Here is an 18575-nt window from a genome sequence, read left to right on the forward strand (position 1 = left end):
TGAAACAGCTCCCACAACTCGTCAGGGACCAGTCGCTGAAGGAATGCATCCACGTTGTATCCAACGACTGATCGCCAAATGAGTCACGATCTTAGAAGAAGCCGCAGGTGGGGGCGGCGGCCACCGGCACGGGGGATCCCTCGGCGCCGGTGGGCGTGTAGATCTCCAGCCGGATCCCGTCCGGGTCCTCGAAGAACACGCCGCCCGAGGACGCGCCCTCGCGGTGCGCCACCACGCCGTCGTGGTGGAGCGTGGCACCCGCCTCCCTGATCGCGGCCTCGGCCCGGCGGACCGTCTCGATGTCCGGGACCTGGAAGGACAGGTGGTGCAGGCCGGGCAGGCCGGTGGCGAAGCGGCCCTCGCTCTGCTGCCAGAGGGTGAGCACCAGCTTGCCGTCGAGGCCGAGGAAGGCGTAACGGCGGTCCGCCTCCCCGGACTCGGCGAGGACCTCGAAGCCGAAGATCCTCACATAGAAGTCCCTGGACCTGTCGAGGTCGGAGACGTTGAGGCCGACGTGGCCGGTCTGGAAGGTCATCTGGTTCTCTCCCGTCAGGCTTTCTAACGGCTCATCCCGTTAGATTTGGAGCGCATGGCAAATTTAACGCAAAATCCTCATTTTTCCCATTATAAAGATGTGACGTAAAACACACCTGACGTGAGCGCCGCCGAACAGGGCGCGGGAGACGTGAGAGGGAGAACCGCCCGGACGGGGTCAGTCGTCGCGGTGCTGCCGGTAGTGGCGCGCCGCGCGGGCCCGGTTGCCGCAGCCGACCGAGCACCACTCCTGGCGGGCGTGGTCCTTGAGGAAGTAGAGCACGCAGCGCGGCGCGGGGCAGGCGCGGAGCCGCTCACGCCGCGGCCCGGCCAGCAGTTCGATCGCCGACGTCGCGAGGGCCGCCCGGATGCGCGCGGACTCGGTGGCCTCGTCGCCCGGCACGGTCCGTGCCAGGGGAGAGCCCTCGGCGGGCCACTCCAGCCGCGCGGCCAGCGGAACGGCCAGCGCCGCGGCGTTGACCAGGTCGAGCGAGCCGGCGAACCCGGGGAGCCGGTGCGCGTCCGCGCCGCTCGCGGCGCCCGGCTCCACCGCCCTGGCGAAGAGCGCCCGTACGGCCTGCCGCAGCTCCACCACCTCGCGCCGCAACTCCTCCGAGGCGACGAAGTCCGGGTCGATCCCCAGCTGGGCGGCGTGCGCCCGGCCCCACGCGGTCATGCCCTCGACGTCGGCGAGCGTGTCCGTCAGACCGGCTCGCGTCGCGCGGACGGTACTGACGAACTCCAGGGCTGGCATGCTCCGACCCTAACGCCTGATCCGGCCTTTTGCCGTGAGGTCTCGATCGCCGACAAGCTGGGCCTCGGGCGCCCCGGCCGTGCTCAGGCGGGTGCGATGCGACCGGGCCCGTTCGGGTGAGTGCGACGCGACCGGGCCTGTTCAGGCGGGTGCGATGCGACCGGGCCCGTTCGGGTGAGTGCGACGCGACCGGGCCTGTTCAGGCGGATGCGATGCGACCGGGCCCGTTCGGGTGAGTGCGACGCGACCGGGTCCGTTCAGGGAGACGCGCGGCTCTAGCGTCGGATGACCTTGGCCAGGATGGCGACCAGGCCCGCGAAGCCCAGGCCGCTCACCAGGATCATGAACATGACCAGCGGCGGCGCGGACGGCTCGCTGATGAAGACGATGCCGGTCGCGATGAAGACGATGCCGCTGAGCAGGGCCATCCAGTCGGTGCGGTGCGCGCGACGGCGCTCGGTCACCTCGGTGTCAGGCCGCACGGCGCACCTCCACGTCCCCGATGCCCGCCTTGACGTTCAGCACGATGGTCGCCACGTCGCCCTTGGGGGCCACCTCGGGCTCCAGGATCTTGTTGTGCTGGATGTCGGGCCCTCCCTCCACCGCATGGTCGATCTTGACGTCACCGAACCTGGTGGAGCCGTTCACCTCCGCCCTGACCGTCGCGGGCAGGATCACCCTCATCTCGCCGACCGAGACCGAGGCGTTCACGACGGTCCGCGAGCCCGGCGGCAGGACCAGGTCGCTCAGGTCGAGACTGCCTTCTCCCATGCCCACCGAGTAGGTGCGGGCCACCTCGGACAGGGTGGCGGGTTTCCAGGTGTAGTCGCCGAACTTCTTCGGCATGCCGCCCAGCGTGGACCCCGCGACCAGGGCGATCGACAGGACTGTGCCGGTCACGACCAGCCCCGCCCCCCGGCCGAACCAGGTGGCGATCAGCAGGCCGGTGCCGATGACGACGAGTACCGCGCCACCGACGACCGTCATGTTGACCGGTCCCGAGGCGGACTGGATCGCCACGATGATCCCTCCAACGATGATGGCCATGAGGATGGTGACGCTTCCCACGAGCGATCCGCGCCGCCGCGGCCTGGGCGGCGCCATCACCGCCCCGCCGTACGCGGACGGGTGGTCGTAGGGGGAGTACGGCTGCTGTCGCCTCCGGGGATCCAGAGGCTGGTAGGGGCCGTACGGCGAGAAGGGCTCGCCGGAGGAGTCGAAGAGCGGCCTCGCGTAGGGGTACGGGCCGGGCGGGGCGTTCCGCGGGCCGTCCGCCGGGGGCGCGCCGGGGCCGGGGGGCATGCCCGGAGCCTGTCCGGCACGGTTCTCGGCGGCGGGCCCGGCCTGCGGCTCGAAGGCGGGCATGGCCGACGTCCCGGCGGCGGGCCCGGCCTGGGGTCCGAAGGCGGGCATGGCCGACGTCCCGGGGGTGGGCATGGCCCGGGTTCCGGGGGTGGCGGGCGGGGGGACCGTCGCGGACTCCGGTCCCGCCTTGGGCGCGTACGACTCCGTGACCGTCGAGGCACCCGGCTGGGCGGCCGGGAACGCGGCGGCGGCGTGGGCGGCCGGATCCCGCTCGCCGACGGGACGCTGCCCGGCGCCGCCGGGCCACTGGCCGGACGAGGACGAGGACGGAGCCGAAGAGGGGGACGGGGACGGCACGCGGCGCCTGCGCAGCCGGTCGGGCAGCGACCGCGCCACCGCCAGCAGGTCGACCCCGCGGGAGTGGGCGGCGAGCAGGACGATGGCGAACACCGTGCCGACCACGACGGTGCCGGCGCCGATGCCGTCCGAGGAGACGTTGACGACCAGTCCGAGGGCGAACAGGCCGGCCAGCAGGGTCAGGACCGTCTCGCTGTCGAAGTCGCGCCGGATCCACTGCTCCAGGTAGCCGGGGCCGCCGTCGGTCTCGCGCATCAGCAGGAAGGCCGCGATGTAGAGCATGATGCCGATCCCGGAGCCGAGCACCAGCACCGCGAAACCGACCCGGAGCACCACGGGGTCGATCCCCGCGTACCTCCCCAGACCTGCGCAGACGCCCGTGAGCATGCGCCCCTCGTTGGCGCGCCTCAGGCCGCTCTCCTCCGAGCGCCCCTCGAAAGGGGAGGAGGCGGACGGCGAGCTCGCCGGATCCTGGGCTCGCCCGGTGTCGTTCATGTCCTTATCGTGGCCTTTCCCGGTCCGCGGTGCATCCGGGAGACCCCTGAGTCGTCCCGGAGAGGGTACGGCTCTCTCAGGGTCGCTTCAGGGGAACGCCTGATGCACTGGCAGGCTGGTTCATGTGACGATGCTGACGATATGGCTGACCGACAGACAGTTCGCGACGCGGCGCCCGTGACATCCGAGGACGCCCCTTTTCCCCGTCTCGTGAGACCGGTGGAGGGGCGGCTGGTCGCCGGGGTGGCCCAGGGGGCCGCCGCCCAGCTCCGGCTCGACCCGGTCGTGCTGCGGCTGGCCTTCGTGCTGCTCACCGTCCTGGACGGGTTCGGCGCCCTGGCGTACGCCGCCCTGTGGATGTTCACCCCGCGCGAGCCGTACGAGGGCAGGGAGCCGGGGAGGGACTGGAGCCAGCTCACCGCGTACGGCGCGATCGGGCTGGCGCTGACGGCGCTGGACTGGCTCACCGGCACCTCGGGCGCCGGGATCGGGGCCTGGCCGATCGCGGTGGGCGGCATCGGCTCGCTGATCCTGTGGCAGCAGGCCGACCCCGACCGGCGGCAGCGCTGGATGAGCAACACCGTCGGGCAGGTCCGCCGGAACCGGGTCCGCACCTTCCTCGGGCTCGTGCTCGTCGTGGTCGGCGCGATCGGTTTCCTGGTGGCCAACGACGAGCTGGGCAAGGCGCGTCCGGGCATCGTGTTCACCCTGGTGGTCGTGGGCGGCGTCGCGCTGATCGCGGCGCCCTGGCTGGCCGCCCTGTGGAAGGAGCTGCAGCGCGAGCGCCGCGAACGCATCCGGCAGGAGGAACGCGCCGAGGTGGCCGCGCACGTGCACGACTCGGTGCTGCACACGCTGACGCTCATCCAGCGCAACGCCCAGGACCCGCGCGAGGTGATGCGGCTGGCCCGCTCCCAGGAGCGGGAGCTGCGCAACTGGCTCTACCAGCCCCAGCAGGACGCCGACGCGTCGGTGGCGGCGGCCGTGCGGCGGGTCGCGGCCGAGGAGGAGGACGCGCACGGGGTGCCGATCGAGGTCGTCTGCGTCGGCGACGGCCCGCTCACCCCCGAGCTGTCCGCGATGATGCAGGCCGCGAGGCAGGCCATGGTCAACGCCGCCAAATACTCCGGGTCCGAGGTCGTCTCGGTGTACGCCGAGACGGAACCGGATGAGGTCACCATCTTCGTCCGGGATCGGGGGATCGGGTTCGACATGGGCGATGTGCCCGAGGATCGTATGGGTATCCGCCAGTCGATCATCGGCAGGATGGAGCGCCACGGGGGCAGCGCCCGTGTGCGGACCGAGCCCGGCGAGGGCACGGAAGTGATGCTGACCATGAAGCTGGAGAAGACGTGAGCGGCGAGCGAGCCACGACACGGCGAACCGGGGCCCCGCCCCCGGGATCGCGGAGGGCCGAAGTCCTGTCCGCGGCGTCACGGCGGGCCGGAGCCCTGTCCGCGGCATCACGGCGAGGGTCGCGGCGAACCGGGGAGTGGCCCCCGGGGCCGCGGCGAACCGGAGCCCTGACCGTAGGATCACGGCGAGGATCGAGACGAGCCGGAGAGCGGTCCTCGGGACCGCGAGGGGAAGTCCGATGAGTGTGGTGAAGGTCCTGATCGTCGACGACCACCGCCTGTTCCGCTCCGGCGTGCGGGCCGAGCTGGGCGACTCCATCGAGGTGATCGGGGAGGCCGAGGACGTGGAGTCCGCGGTCAAGGCGATCGCCGCGCTGGGGCCCGACGTGGTCCTGCTCGACGTGCACATGCCCGGCGGGGGCGGCCAGGAGGTGCTGCGCCGGGTCCTCGGCGCCGGTTCCACGGTCCGCTTCCTCGCCCTGTCGGTCTCCGACGCGGCCGAGGACGTCATCGGCGTGATCCGGGGCGGTGCCAGGGGATACGTGACCAAGAACATCAGCGGGCGCGAGCTCACCGACGCGATCCGCCGGGTGGCCGAGGGCGACGCGGTCTTCTCCCCGAGGCTGGCGGGGTTCGTGCTGGACGCGTTCGCCTCCAGCGAGGCCCCGCCGATCGACCCCGAGCTCGACTCGCTCACCCAGCGCGAGCGCGAGGTGCTGCGGCTGATCGCCCGAGGTTACGCGTACAAGGAGATCGCCAAGGAGCTGTTCATCTCGGTGAAGACCGTGGAGACCCACGTCTCGTCCGTGCTGCGCAAGCTGCAGCTCTCCAACCGCCACGAGCTGTCCCGCTGGGCCACGGCGCGGCGCCTGGTCTGAGCGCCCGCTCCGAATCTCCGCGCATCCGCATCCCGCGGGCTTCTGTACGAGTAGTTACTTCTGTGCGACTCTGCGAAGTATGGGACGCGATGTACCTGCGATGGTGTTCAGCCGCGAGGACCGGCGGCGCTACCGGGACAAGGTCCGCCGGTGCCTCGACGTCTTCGCGCAGATGCTGCGCGAGTCCAGGTTCGAGTTCGACGAGCCCAGGGCCGGGCTGGAGATCGAGCTCAACCTCGTGGACGAGCGCGGCGAGGCCACCATGAAGAACACCGAGGTGCTGGAGGCGATCGCCGAGCCCGACTGGGCGACCGAGCTGGGCCAGTTCAACGTGGAGATCAACGTCCTGCCCGAATCCCTGGAGGGGGACGGCGCGGCCCGGCTGGAGAGGGTGATCAGGGACCGGCTCAACCACGCCGAGGAGCGGGCCCGCACCGTCGGCGGGCACATGGTGATGGTCGGCATCCTGCCCACGCTGCGGGAGGGCGACGTGCACGAGGGCACGCTGTCGGCCAACCCCCGCTACAAGCTCCTCAACGAGCAGATCTTCGCGGCCAGGGGCGAGGACCTGCACCTGGCGATCGAGGGCGAGGAGTTCCTGGAGACCTACGCCGACAGCATCACCCCCGAGGCCGCCTGCACGAGTCTCCAGCTCCACCTCCAGGTCAGCCCCGAGGCGTTCGCCGCCAACTGGAACGCCGCCCAGGCCATCGCGGGCCCGCAGGTGGCGCTGGCGGCCAACTCCCCGTTCCTGTTCGGCCGCAGGCTCTGGCAGGAGACCAGGATCCCGCTGTTCGAGCAGGCCACCGACACCCGCCCGGTGGAGCTGAAGGCCCAGGGCGTACGGCCCAGGGTGTGGTTCGGCGAGCGGTGGATCACCTCGGTCTTCGATCTCTTCGAGGAGAACGCCCGCTACTTCCCCGCGCTGCTGCCCCTGTGCGACGAGGAGGACCCGCGCGAGGAGCTGGCGAGGGGGATCACCCCTCAGCTCGGCGAGCTGACCCTGCACAACGGCACCGTCTACCGGTGGAACCGGCCGGTCTACGCGGTCGTGGACGGTGTCCCGCACCTGCGGGTGGAGAACCGGGTGCTGCCCGCGGGCCCCTCGGTGGCCGACGTCGCCGCCAACGCCGCCTTCTACTACGGGCTCATGCGCGTCCTGCCGTACGCCGAGCGCCCGGTGTGGACGCGCATGTCGTTCGCCGCGGCCGAGGACAACCTGCACGCCGCCGCCCGGTACGGCCTGGACGCCCGGCTCTTCTGGCCGGGGCTCGGCGAGGTGGTCGCGTCCGAGCTGGTCCTGCGCCGCCTGCTCCCGCTCGCCCACGAGGGACTCGACCTGTGGGGGGTCGACCCCGCGGCCAGGGACCGGCTGCTGGGGATCGTCGAGCAGCGCTGCCTGACGGGCACGACGGGGGCGAGCTGGCAGATCGACGCGGTGAACGCGCTCGGCGACCTCGACAGGCACGAGGCGCTACGCAGGATGACCCTGCGCTACATCGAGAACATGCACACCAACGAGCCCGTCCACACCTGGCCGTCCCCATGAACCCATCGACGGGGTTCTCACCCCCGCGCCGGCCGGTCCCCGGTCGCGCCGATCGCTCGCGCGAAGGCCGCGTACTCCGTCACGATGGACCCATGAGAGCGTTCGCCTTCTTCCTGGCACTGGTCCTGGCGGCGGTCACCGCCTGCGGGAGCGTGCAGGAGGGCACCGGCCCCGAGGCGGGCCCCGCCGGTGAGACCGGTGAGCAGGCCACGCCCGGCGCGCGCGGCCAGACGTTCGAGTCGGACGTCGAGCTGGCCAGGGAGCTCACCGAGGCCTACTGGAAGCAGACCTTCGCCGCGGCCGGGCTGACCTACCGGCCGGTCACCGCGTTCACCGCCTACCAGGGGGAGAACGGGCCCGACTGCGGAGGGCAGCCGTCGGTGCCGAACAACGCCTTCTACTGCCCGGTGGGTCACTTCATCGCCTACGACGAGCAGTGGATGAACGGCCTCTACGAGGAGATGGGCGACGGCTCGGTCTACGTGATCATCCCGCACGAGTTCGGGCACGCGGTGCAGGCGCAGCTGAACACCGCGTTCCGCCTGAACATCGAGAAGGAGCTCCAGGCCGACTGCTACGCCGGAGGGACCCTGGGAGCGCTCGTCAAGGGCGGCTCGCTGGACACCGAGCCCGGCGACGAGGACGAGCTCCTGATCAACCTCGCCGCCGCCGGCGACCCCACCGACGACTGGCTGCGCCCGGACGCCCACGGCACGGCGGGGCAGCGCCAGGAGCTGTTCGTCAAGGGCTACAACCAGGGGACGGCCGCCTGCTGAGGCCCCGCCGCGGGGCTGTCACCGGAGCGGTGCGGCCACCGGAGTACGCCGCGATGAGTAGGTGCGAATCAGCCAGGAGGCTGATGTCCCGCCGCCGAGGGCGACCTACCCTGACGGGGGACGGTGAGTCACCAGGGGGCGATGTCATGCGGATCATGGTGCGGGATGTCGGCTGGGCCGCGCGGGGGGCCTGCGGCACGAGCGACCCCGAGCTGTTCTTCCCGCTGACGCCGTCGGCCGAGCACGAGGCGCGGGCGAAGGCGGTCTGCGAGCGGTGCCCGGTGCTGGAGGAGTGCCGGGCCTACGCCCTCCGCGCGGCCGAGCCCGAGGGGATCTGGGGCGGCCTGACGGTCCGGGAACGCCGTAGCCTGCGCTTCCCCGCCGGCTGGCGCCAGGCCGCCGCGGGCTGAGCCCCGATCGCGTAGCCTCGAACCGGATTCGAGGGGTTCCGACGATCACGGTCCCCGGCGCGGCCCGGCACGCGGGCGCGAGACGGCGTCCGAGGGGGGCGTGGCAGACGTGGCAGGCGTGGGGATGGAGCACGAGCCGGGGCGGGCCGCCCGCATCGGAGCCGGGGCGGTGCCCGGTGTTTTCAAGGGGTCCGGGGTGTCCGGGGGCGTGATGGCGGGCGCGGTGGCCGTGCTGGTGGCGGCCAACGTGCTCAACAACCGCCTGGCGCCGAGACTGGCGCCGCTGACCTCGGCCGCGGCCACCGGCGCGCTGGTCGTCATGGCCCGCCGTTCCGGGCTCTCCTGGGCCGAGCTGGGCTTCCACCGGCGCGCGCGGGGCCTGCGGATCGGCGGCGCGCTCGCCTCGGCGGTGGCCGGGGCCTACGCCGTGGGCATCTCCGTCCCGGCCACCCGCCGGTTCTTCCGCGACGAGCGGGCCCTGTCCCTGTCCCGCGCCCGCGCGCTGGAGGAGGCCCTGCTCCAGGTGCCGGTCGGCACGGTCCTGCTTGAGGAGGTCGGCTTCCGGGGGGTGGTGCACGCCCTCGTCGCCCGCTCCCACGGCCACGGTACGGCGACCGCGGTCTCCTCGGCCCTCTTCGGCCTCTGGCACATCCTGCCCGCCGCCGACATGATGGCCGCCAACCCCGCCCTGAGCCACCTGGCCTCCGGGAAGTCCGGGAAGGCCCCCGCGCGGCAGGTGGCGCGCGTCGTGGCCGGGTCGGTGGTCACGACGGGCCTCGCCGGGGTGCTCTTCACCGAGCTGCGCAGGCGGGGGGGCCTGGCCGCTCCCGCGATGTTCCACGTCGCGACCAACTCCCTGGGCTACCTGTTCGCCCGCCTGGCCCCGCCGGACCGTGCCCGTCCGGTTTCCCCGACCCGCCCGGTTTCCCCGACCCGCCAGGTCTAACCGGTCCGTCTGGTCCGCCTGACCCGTTCGGTCCACTCGGCCTGCCCGGTTTCCCCGACCCGCCAGGTCTAACCGGTCCGTCTGGTCCACCCGGTCCGCCCGACCCGTTTGGTCCACCTGGCCCGCCCGGTCCCGCCGGAGGCGTCCGCCCCGGGCCGCCGGCCGCCGCCGAAACGGCCGCGGGCGGCGAGCTCGATCGTGACGACCACGGCCACCGCCTCCGCGGCCAGCAGCGCGACCAGCACGACGAGCTGCACCACCCCGGCCTGGAGCGGGCCGGCCCCGCCCAGGAGCATCCCGACGAAGGCGCCGGGCAGCGTGACCAGGCCCACCGTCCCCGTCTGGTCCAGCGCGGGCACCAGTGCCTGCGCCGCGGGCGGGCGGCAGATCTCCAGGGCCGCGTCCCGCTCGGAGAAGCCCAGCGAGAGCGCCGCCTCCACCTCGCCGCGCCGGTGGGCGAGCTCGTCCAGGGCCCGCCGCCCCGCGAGGGCGGTCGCCGTCAGGCACCCGCCCAGCAGGATGCCCGCGATCGGGATCAGCGTGATGCCCAAGGGCGGGACGACACCGCTGCCGAACAGCAGAGCCAGGACCGGTACGGTCCCGGCCGCGACGGGCACCGCGGCCCAGCGGACGGCGGGCCCCGAGGTGATCCTCCGTCCCGCCGTCACGCTCGCCACCCCGTACATGACGAGCACGAAGACCGTCACCGCGAGCGCGCGCTCGACGGCCCACACGATGATCAGGGAGACCACGCCGAGCTGGGCGGCGGCGCGCAGGCACGCCACGAGCACCGCGGGCGCGTGCCCGAGACGGCCGAGCCGGGCGACGGCGGCGGCTCCGACGGCGAGCAGGAGGACGACGACGGCGGTGGCGGACGACAGGTCGATGCTGTTCAACGGCGCGGACTTCCCGTCGGGTGCCTTCGGGACTCCCAGGTTCCCAGGCGCCCGGCGGTGACCGCGATGAGGGTCCGGCCCTCCGGCCGTGCCCTTCCCCCGGGAGGGTCAGAGAGTGGGGACCCGCTGGAAGGCCTCGACGTAGCGGCCCTCGCCGAAGCCCGCCTCGGTGGCGATCTGCGAGAAGCGGCTCCGCAGGAAGCCCTCGAAGTCCTCCAGGTGGCCGACCTGGCTGACGTGGGAGCGCAGGGCGGCGAGCTTGCGGTCGAAGGTGTCGGTGACGTCCACGTGATGGTCGGGCGCCGGGCCGCCGTTGAGCCAGACCTCGCGGACGGTCCACGCCTCCAGCCCCTCGTCGAGCAGCAGCGACGGGAAGGTGTACGGGTTGCGCGCGTCGGGATAGACGGCGTCGAGGGCGCAGCCGCCGACCGCGCGGTGGTCGGGGTGGCTGGGGGCGATGAACCGGTAGTTGCGCTCGGGGCTGTGGGTGATCACCAGGTCGGGCCTGACCTGGCGGATGACCCGGGTGATGTCGCGCCGCAGCTCCAGGCTCTGCACCACGGTCCCGTCGTGGTGGCCGAGGTAGCGGACGTCGGTCACGCCGACGGCCTTGGCGGCGTTGGACTGCTCGGCCCGGCGTAACTCGGCCATGCCGCCGTTGTCCAGCTCGCGGTCGAAGCCGCCCGCGTCGCCGTCGGTGACCACGCAGTACGTCACCTCGACGCCGCGGTCGGTGAAAAGCGCGATCGTTCCGGCGGCGGCGAAGTCGACGTCGTCGGGGTGCGCGGTGACCGCCAGTACGCGGCTGATCTCGTTCTCAGAAAGCATGGAAAGGCCCCTCCGTTGTCCCCGTACCGCTCCGTCAACACAACCGCGGACATGTCCACCCGCATTCCTTTGCCACGGCTGGACCCGGTTGTCGGTCGGTCGCTCTAACCTAGGGGACGTGTCGATCCCAGCCTCTTCCCTGACCCACCCGTTGCTCGACGGGCTCAACCCCCAGCAGCGCGAGGCCGTCGTGCACCACGGCAGCCCCCTGCTCATCGTCGCGGGCGCGGGTTCCGGCAAGACCCGGGTGCTGACCCACCGCATCGCCTACCTGCTGGGCGAGCGCGGCGTGCAGCCGCAGGAGATCCTGGCGATCACCTTCACCAACAAGGCCGCGAGGGAGATGAAGGACCGGGTCGACCGGCTCATCGGCCCGCGCTCGGCGGCGATGTGGGTGATGACCTTCCACAGCGCGTGCGTGCGGATCCTGCGCCGCGAGGCCAAGCGCCTGGGCTTCCCCACGAGCTTCTCCATCTACGACCAGGCCGACTCCCAGCGGCTGATGGCGATGGTCTGCCGCGAGATGGACCTCGACCCCAAGCGCTACCCGCCGAGGTCGTTCTCCGCCCAGGTCAGCAACTTCAAGAACGAGCTGATCGACTACGAGACGGCGGCGGCCCAGGCGTCCAGCCACCTGGAGCGCAAGCTCGCCGAGGCGTACCGCAACTACCAGCAGAAGCTCACCGAGGCCGGAGCGATGGACTTCGACGACCTCATCATGCTGACGGTGACGCTGTTCCAGATCTTCCCCGACGTGGCCGAGCACTACCGGCTCCGCTGGCGCCACATCATGGTCGACGAGTACCAGGACACCAACCACGCCCAGTACACCCTGATCCGCGAGATCGCGGGCCGTCCCGAGGCCCGCACCGCCGACGGCGACCTGGTCAGGGAGGGCGGGGAGAGCGGGGTCGCCCCGGCCGAGCTGTGCGTGGTGGGTGACGCCGACCAGTCGATCTACGCCTTCCGCGGCGCGACGATCCGCAACATCCTGGAGTTCGAGCGCGACTACCCGGAGGCCAGGACGATCCTGCTGGAGCAGAACTACCGCTCCACCCAGACGATCCTGTCCGCCGCCAACGCGGTGATCTCGCGCAACGCGAGCCGCAAGCCCAAGAACCTCTGGTCCGACCAGGGCGCCGGGGCGAAGATCACCGGCTACGTCGCCGACAACGAGCACGACGAGGCCATGTTCGTCGCGCAGGAGGTCGACAGGCTCACCGACCACGAGGACGTCGTGCCCGGCCAGGTCGCGGTCTTCTACCGCACCAACGCCGCCTCCCGGGTCTTCGAGGAGATCTTCATCCGGACCGGCCTGCCGTACAAGGTGGTGGGCGGGGTGCGCTTCTACGAGCGCAAGGAGGTCCGTGACCTGCTCGCCTACCTGCGTTTCCTGTCCAACCCGAACGACGTGGTGTCGCTGCGCCGCATCCTCAACGTGCCCAAGCGCGGCATCGGCGAGCGCGCCGAGGCGATGGTCGAGGCGTTCGCGACCAGGGAGCGCATCCCCTACTGGGAGGGCCTGCGCCGGGCGGACGACGCGCCGGGCATGGCGACCCGCTCGCTCAAGGCCATCAAGGAGTTCGTCGCGCTGATGGACGAGCTCATGGTGAAGGCCGACGACCTGACGCCCTCGGAGCTCGCCCAGGAGGTGCTGGTGAGCACCGGTTACCGCCTGGAGCTCACCGCCTCCAACGACCCGCAGGACGAGAGCCGCCTGGAGAACCTGGACGAGATGGTCTCGGTCGCCTCCGAGTTCGAGGAGGCCAACCCCGAGGGCACGCTGGTGGAGTTCCTGGAGCAGGTCTCCCTGGTCGCCGACGCCGACCAGATCCCGGCGGCCGACGGCGGCCAGGGCGTGGTGACGCTGATGACGCTGCACACCGCGAAGGGGCTGGAGTTCCCGGTGGTGTTCCTCACCGGCATGGAAGACGGCGTCTTCCCGCACATGCGCTCGCTCGGCGAGCCCAAGGAGCTGGAGGAGGAGCGCCGTCTGGCCTACGTCGGCATCACCCGGGCCGAGCAGCGCCTCTACATCTCCAGGGCGGCCGTCCGCAGTTCCTGGGGCTCACCCGCGTTCAACCCGGCCTCCCGGTTCGTCGCCGAGATCCCGTCCGAGCTGCTCGACTGGCGCAGCGACCCGGAGAAGAGCGCCTGGAGCGCCGCCACCCGCCGAGACTCCCGCCCCGCCCCGGCGAGGAAGCCCGGCGGCAGGCAGATCCCCAACCTCACCCCCGGCGACCGGATCACCCACGACCAGTTCGGCCTGGGCACGGTCGTGTCCGTGGACGGCGTCGCGGAGAAGACCAAGGTGAAGATCGACTTCGGCGGCGGCGGGGAGAAGACCCTGCTGCTGGCGTACGCCCCCCTGGAGAAGCTCTGACCTCCGGATGGGCGTCCGGCGGCCCGTGAGATGCGGAAGGGCCCGGGGAGCCGTTGCTCCCCGGGCCCTTCCCGTGTCCGTGCCTCCTGGATCACCGCGGGCCGGTCCGGTCCCCGCGCTCACCGGTGGCCGCGGGTGGTTCAGTTCTTGAAGATCTCGTTGATGGGGTCCTCGGGCTGGGTGACGTCGTTGAGGAGCTCGTCGAAGTCGGCCACCCGGGCGGCGGGCGGCGCCTTGATCGTGACCTTGGTGCCCCAGCCGGTGTAGCGGCTGTCGTTGACGTAGGTCACCTCGGTGCTGTTGAGGCCCTGGCTGGACTCCGTGTACGACGACACGATCCGGCGGACCAGCTGGTCGGAGCCGAGATAGATCTTCCAGGTCACCGGGAGCGTCGCGGACCTGCCGGTGGGCTTCTTGCCCAGCATCTTGCGCACCGAGGGAGAGACCTTGAACAGTTCGCCCAGCGTGATCGTGCCCGAGTGGACCGTGGTCCGGGTGCCGTCCCACGTCCCGCCGGAGCGCTTGGCGCGGGTGTGGGCGAGGGTCGCCCCGAGCGTGCCGGGCTCGACGGTGCTGATGATCTGCTGGACGGCGCTGACCAGGGAGAGCGCGTCGTTGTTCGTGCGCAGCCACTTCTTGCCCTCGGGCATGGACTCGGCGAAGACGCCGCCCGAGGTGTAGCTGACGCCCTTCAGCGAGATCGTCCGCGACGGGGCGAACAGGCCCTTGAGCTCCTCGTCCGGGATGGGCAGGTTGAACTTGGTGGTCAGGTCGGAGGCGACCAGGCCGGTTCTGCCGAACTCCAGCACGCCGTTCCGCCGGGTGAGGATGACCCGGTCCTTCTTGCCCTCGCCGATGATCTTCGTGTTCTCGGTGAGCTTCACGCCCCGGTGGGTCCTGAACTGGCGCTTCAGCGCCGAGACCGGGTCGGCCGCGGCGGCTTGGGCGGCCTGGCCGGTCCGGGTGGCCGTGGCGCTCGCCGGGGTGACGGTCACCAGCGTGGGAACGATCAGAGCTGCCATGGTGGCGCCGGTCAGGGCGGCGATGATTCGCCTCATCGAGGGGGTCCTCCCGTAGCTGTCCTCGCGTCGTCGCGGAGGGCGGAAGAAGATTCTTCCCTATATCCCGAAATATCGGATCAAGAATCGGCGGAAGCGTCAGGCCCCGGCCGTCGGCGAACGCCGCGGGCCGCGCCCGGCGGGTGAGACCCGCCGGGCGCGACCCGTGTGGTGCGAGATGCGATCGGCGCGGGGCGACCGGTGTCGCGTGATCGACGCCGTGCGATCAGCGTGGATCGACGCCGTGCGATCAGCGCCGTGTGATCAGCGCCGTGTGATCAGCGCCGTGTGATCAGCATGGATCGGTACCGCGTGATCAGCGCGAGACGATCGGCGCGGGCCGGATCGGCGTCGCGTGATCGGCGCGGGCCGGATCGGCGCCGCATGATCGGCACGGGGCGATCAGCACGGACGATCAGCTGCCGCCACCCAGCAGCGGGATGGGGGTGTTGACGTCCACGTCCCCGCCCAGATCATCCGGCTTGGCGATCTGGTCGGCCGGCGGCGCCTTGACCGTCACCTTGGAGCCCCAGCCGGTGTAGCGGGTCTCGACCGAGATGGTCATCCCCGGCGCGGCGGACAGGGCGCTCGCGGGATAGGAGGTGGTCAGCTTCCTCGGGAGCAGGTCGGCGCCGAGGGCCAGCTTCCACTGCACCACGGTCTTCGACTGCTTGGCCGTCGGGGGAACGAAGATGCCGGCGCGGAACCACGGCGAGACCTTGTAGAGCTCACCGAAAGTGATCTTGCCCGAGTAGGCGGTCGGGCGCTTGACCGTGGCGCGGGCGAGCAGGGCCTTGAGCGTCGCGGGCTCGGCCGGGTTGACAAGCTGGCTCAACCGGCCGGTGTTGCCCAGATTGCCGACGGGCAATTTGATCCACGTTTTGTCCTCGGGCAGGAATTGACCGAGGATGCCGCCGGAGATGTAGGAGGTGTTCTTGAGGCGGATCACCCGCTCGGGCTTGGCCAGGCCGGCCAGCAGTTTGGCCTCCTCCTCGCTCGCACCCTCGGAAATCTCCGCGACGTCGCTCGCCTTGATACGCAGCTTGGTGGTCTGGTCGGACGCGTTGATTCCGGAGGCGCCGAACTGGAACACCCCCTTGCGCTGGGCCACGACCGCGCTGCCGTACGAGGCGCGCCCCTTCGTGGTGTCGACATACGTGACGCCACGACCGTTTTTGAACTGCTTCTTCAGTGCGCTGATCGGATCGGCGGCCTGTGCGTGCGCGGTCGATGCCAGCGCCGGAACGCCCAGCAATGCCGTTGCGGCGCACGCCAGACCGGCGATGTATCGCTTCAAAGGGAAATCCTCCTGATTGACCCCTCCACCCCGCTGGGGGAGGGGAAACACATCTTTATGTAGCAAGATCACGAAATGGTAGCGCATTTGGAGGATTGCCTTGAATTAAGTGTGCACATTCGGTGCAGAGATGTCTCCTCGGCCTTTGGGGTGCCGTCGTCCGCCGTGCCGTGAGCACGGATTCGCTTTCGAACGGCCACGGACGGTTAGTTTCCCTTTTTCGTGAGGCTCGGGTTCCGCCGCGCATTCCGGCCGCTTTAAGCGGGGCGCGGCCGCCGGGGAGGCGGACCGCGACGGCGTACGGAAAGGCGATGAAATCGGCGCCGCTGTACCGTGGTTCGCGGTGGCCCGCCGAACCCGCCGGGACGCGGCCGGTTACGCTGCGGACAGCTCCCACGTCGCGAGGGGAGCGCAGACAAGGAGGTCTGGATGGATGCCGTGTCAAGGATCCGCGTCGTCATCGCCAAGCCGGGACTGGACGGTCACGACAGGGGCGTGAAGATCGTGGCGCGGGCGCTGCGGGACGCCGGGATGGAGGTCGTCTACACCGGCCTGCACCAGACGCCCGAGCAGATCGTGCGCACCGCGATCCAGGAGGACGCCGCGGCGATCGGGCTGTCCATCCTGTCCGGCGCGCACATGACGCTCTTCGCCAAGGTGCTGGAGCTGCTGAAGGAGAACGACGCGAGCGACATCGTGGTGTTCGGCGGCGGGATCATCCCCGAGGCCGACATGCCCGCGCTCCAGGAGATGGGCGTCGCACGCGTCTTCACCCCGGGTGCCACCACCCAGGAGATCGTCGACTGGGTACGGAGCGCGATCCCCTCGCCCGTCTGACACCTCCCCTCACCCGTCCGGCGGTCCTCCCGGCCGTCTGACGACCGAACCGGCTCGCGGGACCGGTGGCCGGGCCGGCCGGTTCGGCGCGAGCGGCGTTCGGGGCGTACGATCTGGAACCCGGTTACCTGGTCATGCCATGAGGCGGGCTAGGCTTCATTGGCGCAAAACCGCCGGGCTCCCCCTTGGATCATGGAGTCGGCCCGCTCACATCTGTACACCAGCCGGACAAGCAAGGACGGACCCTCGTGGACCTGTTCGAACATCAGGCGAAGGAGCTCTTCGCGGAGTACGGCATCCCGGTGCCGCGCGGCGTGGTCGCGCACACCGTGGAGGAGGCACGGGCGGCAGCCGAGCAGCTGACCGGCCGTGTCGTTGTCAAGGCCCAGGTCAAGACCGGTGGTCGAGGCAAGGCCGGCGGCGTGAAGGTCGCCGACGACGCCGCCGACGCCGAGCGCAAGGCCACCGACATCCTCGGCATGGACATCAAGGGCCACACGGTCCACAAGGTCCTGATCGAGGAGGCCAGCGCGATCGCGGAGGAGTACTACTTCTCCTTCCTGCTCGACCGCGCCAACCGTACGTTCCTCGCCATCTGCTCGGCGGCGGGCGGCATGGACATCGAAGAGGTCGCGCACAGCACGCCCGAGAAGGTGGCCAAGGTCCCGGTCTCCCCCCTGGACGGCGTCGACCGGGTCAAGGCCCGTGAGATCGCCCAGGCCGGAGGGCTGCCGGAGGCCGCGCTCGACGGCGCCGCCGAGCTCATCGAGAAGCTCTGGTGCGCCTTCGTCGACGAGGACGCCTCCCTCGTCGAGGTCAACCCGATGATCCTCTCCGCCGACGGCCAGGTGAAGGCCCTCGACGGCAAGGTCACCCTCGACGACAACGCGTCCTTCCGCCAGACGGACCACGCGGCCTTCGAGGACAAGGCCGCCGAGGACCCGCTGGAGGCCGCGGCCAAGGCCAAGGACCTCAACTACGTCAAGCTCGACGGTTCCGTCGGCATCATCGGCAACGGCGCGGGCCTGGTCATGTCGACCCTGGACGTCGTCGCCTACGCGGGCGAGGCGTTCCCCGGGCAGCCCAAGCCCGCCAACTTCCTCGACATCGGCGGCGGCGCCTCGGCCGAGGTGATGGCGGCCGGCCTGGAGATCATCATCTCCGACCCCGCGGTGAAGTCGATCTTCGTCAACGTCTTCGGCGGCATCACCGCCTGTGACGCGGTCGCCAACGGCATCGTCTCGGCCTTCCAGCTGCTGGAGGCCCGCGGTGAGAGCGTGAGCCGCCCGCTGGTCGTCCGTCTGGACGGCAACAACGCCGAACTCGGGCGTCAGATTCTCTCCGACGCCAAGCTCTCCGGCGTCGAACTGGTGGACACCATGGACGATGCGGCCAAGCGCGCCGCCGAGCTCGCCGCGGTAGGTGCGTAATGGCCATCTGGCTGAACGAGAACAGCAAGATCATCGTCCAGGGCATGACCGGCGGTGAGGGCACCAAGCACACCCGCCGGATGCTCGCCTCCGGCGCCCGCGTGGTCGGTGGCGTCAACGCCCGCAAGGCGGGCACCGTCCACGAGGGCCTGCCCGTCTTCGGCACCGTCGCCGAGGCCATCAAGGACACCGGCGCCGACGTGTCGGTCGTCTTCGTGCCCCCGGCGTTCACCAAGGACGCCGTCAAGGAGGCCGTCGACGCCGAGATCCCGCTCTGCGTGGTCATCACCGAGGGTGTCCCGATCCACGACACCACCGAGTTCTGGGCGTACGCGGTCGCCAAGGGTGGCAAGACCCGGATCATCGGGCCCAACTGCCCCGGCATCGCCTCGCCCGGCGCCTCCAACGCGGGGATCATCCCGGCCGACATCACCAGCGCGGGCCGCATCGGCCTGGTCTCGAAGTCGGGCACGCTGACCTACCAGCT

18 protein-coding genes are annotated in these 18575 nt (G+C 71.0%); 10 read left to right on the plus strand and 8 right to left on the minus strand.

Annotated features, from left to right (window positions below; all coding sequences use genetic code 11):
• Window positions 1–91: 91 nt before the first annotated feature.
• The 4 genes from ACFYWM_RS43910 to ACFYWM_RS43925 form a co-directional block, all read right to left on the minus strand.
• On the minus strand, window positions 92–535 hold the full coding sequence (locus ACFYWM_RS43910) for a VOC family protein (protein WP_389927607.1): 444 nt from the start codon (window positions 533–535) through the stop codon (window positions 92–94).
• A gap of 177 nt (window positions 536–712) precedes the next feature.
• Window positions 713–1288, minus strand: coding sequence for a CGNR zinc finger domain-containing protein (locus tag ACFYWM_RS43915; RefSeq protein ID WP_389927610.1), 576 nt, complete (start codon window positions 1286–1288; stop codon window positions 713–715).
• A 275-nt stretch (window positions 1289–1563) separates the two neighbouring features.
• The gene (locus ACFYWM_RS43920) at window positions 1564–1770 is read right to left on the minus strand and encodes a hypothetical protein (protein ID WP_389927613.1); all 207 of its coding nucleotides are present in this window, start codon (window positions 1768–1770) and stop codon (window positions 1564–1566) included.
• Window positions 1760–3445 (minus strand): PspC domain-containing protein, encoded by a 1686-nt coding sequence (locus ACFYWM_RS43925; protein WP_389927616.1) that lies wholly within the window; start codon window positions 3443–3445, stop codon window positions 1760–1762. Before ACFYWM_RS43925 ends, ACFYWM_RS43920 begins: the two co-directional genes overlap by 11 nt.
• Before the next feature lie 141 nt (window positions 3446–3586).
• On the opposite strand from ACFYWM_RS43925, the gene ACFYWM_RS43930 reads away from it, so the two are divergent.
• The 6 genes from ACFYWM_RS43930 to ACFYWM_RS43955 all read left to right on the plus strand — a co-directional run bounded on the left by ACFYWM_RS43930 (window position 3587) and on the right by ACFYWM_RS43955 (window position 9359).
• Window positions 3587–4801, plus strand: coding sequence for a PspC domain-containing protein (locus tag ACFYWM_RS43930; RefSeq protein ID WP_389927618.1), 1215 nt, complete (start codon window positions 3587–3589; stop codon window positions 4799–4801).
• 238 nt (window positions 4802–5039) lie between these two features.
• Window positions 5040–5678 (plus strand): response regulator transcription factor, encoded by a 639-nt coding sequence (locus ACFYWM_RS43935; RefSeq protein ID WP_350970858.1) that lies wholly within the window; start codon window positions 5040–5042, stop codon window positions 5676–5678.
• Between the two features lie 79 nt (window positions 5679–5757).
• On the plus strand, window positions 5758–7227 hold the full coding sequence (locus ACFYWM_RS43940) for a glutamate--cysteine ligase (RefSeq protein WP_389927620.1): 1470 nt from the start codon (window positions 5758–5760) through the stop codon (window positions 7225–7227).
• 92 nt (window positions 7228–7319) lie between these two features.
• The gene (locus tag ACFYWM_RS43945) at window positions 7320–8003 is read left to right on the plus strand and encodes a neutral zinc metallopeptidase (protein WP_389927623.1); all 684 of its coding nucleotides are present in this window, start codon (window positions 7320–7322) and stop codon (window positions 8001–8003) included.
• 155 nt (window positions 8004–8158) lie between these two features.
• Window positions 8159–8413, plus strand: a complete 255-nt coding sequence (locus ACFYWM_RS43950; RefSeq protein WP_389927626.1) for a WhiB family transcriptional regulator — start codon at window positions 8159–8161, stop codon at window positions 8411–8413.
• Between the two features lie 100 nt (window positions 8414–8513).
• Complete coding sequence (locus ACFYWM_RS43955) at window positions 8514–9359, plus strand: CPBP family intramembrane glutamic endopeptidase (protein ID WP_389927629.1); 846 nt, start codon at window positions 8514–8516, stop codon at window positions 9357–9359.
• Between the two features lie 68 nt (window positions 9360–9427).
• On the opposite strand, the gene ACFYWM_RS43960 is transcribed toward ACFYWM_RS43955, so the two are convergent.
• Together ACFYWM_RS43960 and ACFYWM_RS43965 are read right to left on the minus strand one after the other, a co-directional pair.
• On the minus strand, window positions 9428–10255 hold the full coding sequence (locus ACFYWM_RS43960; RefSeq protein ID WP_389927632.1) for an ABC transporter permease: 828 nt from the start codon (window positions 10253–10255) through the stop codon (window positions 9428–9430).
• A 108-nt stretch (window positions 10256–10363) separates the two neighbouring features.
• Window positions 10364–11083, minus strand: coding sequence for a PIG-L deacetylase family protein (locus tag ACFYWM_RS43965; RefSeq protein WP_389927635.1), 720 nt, complete (start codon window positions 11081–11083; stop codon window positions 10364–10366).
• A gap of 118 nt (window positions 11084–11201) precedes the next feature.
• Between ACFYWM_RS43965 and pcrA the strand changes: the two genes are divergently transcribed.
• The gene (gene pcrA / locus ACFYWM_RS43970; RefSeq protein ID WP_389927638.1) at window positions 11202–13466 is read left to right on the plus strand and encodes a DNA helicase PcrA; all 2265 of its coding nucleotides are present in this window, start codon (window positions 11202–11204) and stop codon (window positions 13464–13466) included.
• A gap of 140 nt (window positions 13467–13606) precedes the next feature.
• Here the strand turns inward: pcrA and ACFYWM_RS43975 are convergent, their stop codons facing one another.
• Both ACFYWM_RS43975 and ACFYWM_RS43980 read right to left on the minus strand, forming a co-directional pair.
• Window positions 13607–14524 carry a hypothetical protein gene (locus ACFYWM_RS43975; RefSeq protein WP_389927641.1) on the minus strand — a complete coding sequence of 306 codons (918 nt, stop codon included), beginning with the start codon at window positions 14522–14524 and terminating at the stop codon, window positions 13607–13609.
• Window positions 14525–14939: 415 nt separating this feature from the next.
• Entirely contained in the window at window positions 14940–15821 is an 882-nt protein-coding gene (locus ACFYWM_RS43980) for a hypothetical protein (protein WP_389927644.1), read from the minus strand.
• A gap of 429 nt (window positions 15822–16250) precedes the next feature.
• Here ACFYWM_RS43980 and ACFYWM_RS43985 point away from each other — a divergent pair, with 429 nt between their 5' ends.
• The 3 genes from ACFYWM_RS43985 to ACFYWM_RS43995 form a co-directional block, all read left to right on the plus strand.
• Window positions 16251–16658: a cobalamin B12-binding domain-containing protein gene (locus ACFYWM_RS43985; protein ID WP_389927647.1), complete on the plus strand. Its 408-nt coding sequence runs from the start codon at window positions 16251–16253 to the stop codon at window positions 16656–16658.
• A gap of 248 nt (window positions 16659–16906) precedes the next feature.
• A complete protein-coding gene (sucC, locus tag ACFYWM_RS43990) occupies window positions 16907–18088 on the plus strand; it encodes an ADP-forming succinate--CoA ligase subunit beta (protein ID WP_389927650.1) in 1182 nt (393 codons plus the stop codon).
• The coding region (locus tag ACFYWM_RS43995; protein WP_389927653.1) for a CoA-binding protein at window positions 18088–18575 on the plus strand (488 nt) is incomplete at its 3' end. The genes sucC and ACFYWM_RS43995, both read left to right, overlap by 1 nt.

The organism is Streptosporangium sp. NPDC002721, from assembly GCF_042888905.1.
Lineage (GTDB): Bacteria > Actinomycetota > Actinomycetes > Streptosporangiales > Streptosporangiaceae > Streptosporangium.

Excerpts from the sequence above, each read along its gene's own strand:
- ACFYWM_RS43910 (WP_389927607.1), bottom strand. The coding sequence starts at position 535 with ATGACCTTCCAGACCGGCCACGTCGGCCTCAACGTCTCCGACCTCGAC.
- ACFYWM_RS43915 (WP_389927610.1), bottom strand. The coding sequence starts at position 1,288 with ATGCCAGCCCTGGAGTTCGTCAGTACCGTCCGCGCGACGCGAGCCGGT.
- ACFYWM_RS43925 (WP_389927616.1), bottom strand. The coding sequence starts at position 3,445 with ATGAACGACACCGGGCGAGCCCAGGATCCGGCGAGCTCGCCGTCCGCC.
- ACFYWM_RS43930 (WP_389927618.1), top strand. The coding sequence starts at position 3,587 with ATGGCTGACCGACAGACAGTTCGCGACGCGGCGCCCGTGACATCCGAG.
- ACFYWM_RS43935 (WP_350970858.1), top strand. The coding sequence starts at position 5,040 with ATGAGTGTGGTGAAGGTCCTGATCGTCGACGACCACCGCCTGTTCCGC.
- ACFYWM_RS43940 (WP_389927620.1), top strand. The coding sequence starts at position 5,758 with ATGGGACGCGATGTACCTGCGATGGTGTTCAGCCGCGAGGACCGGCGG.
- ACFYWM_RS43945 (WP_389927623.1), top strand. The coding sequence starts at position 7,320 with ATGAGAGCGTTCGCCTTCTTCCTGGCACTGGTCCTGGCGGCGGTCACC.
- ACFYWM_RS43950 (WP_389927626.1), top strand. The coding sequence starts at position 8,159 with ATGGTGCGGGATGTCGGCTGGGCCGCGCGGGGGGCCTGCGGCACGAGC.
- ACFYWM_RS43965 (WP_389927635.1), bottom strand. The coding sequence starts at position 11,083 with ATGCTTTCTGAGAACGAGATCAGCCGCGTACTGGCGGTCACCGCGCAC.
- ACFYWM_RS43975 (WP_389927641.1), bottom strand. The coding sequence starts at position 14,524 with ATGAGGCGAATCATCGCCGCCCTGACCGGCGCCACCATGGCAGCTCTG.
- ACFYWM_RS43985 (WP_389927647.1), top strand. The coding sequence starts at position 16,251 with ATGGATGCCGTGTCAAGGATCCGCGTCGTCATCGCCAAGCCGGGACTG.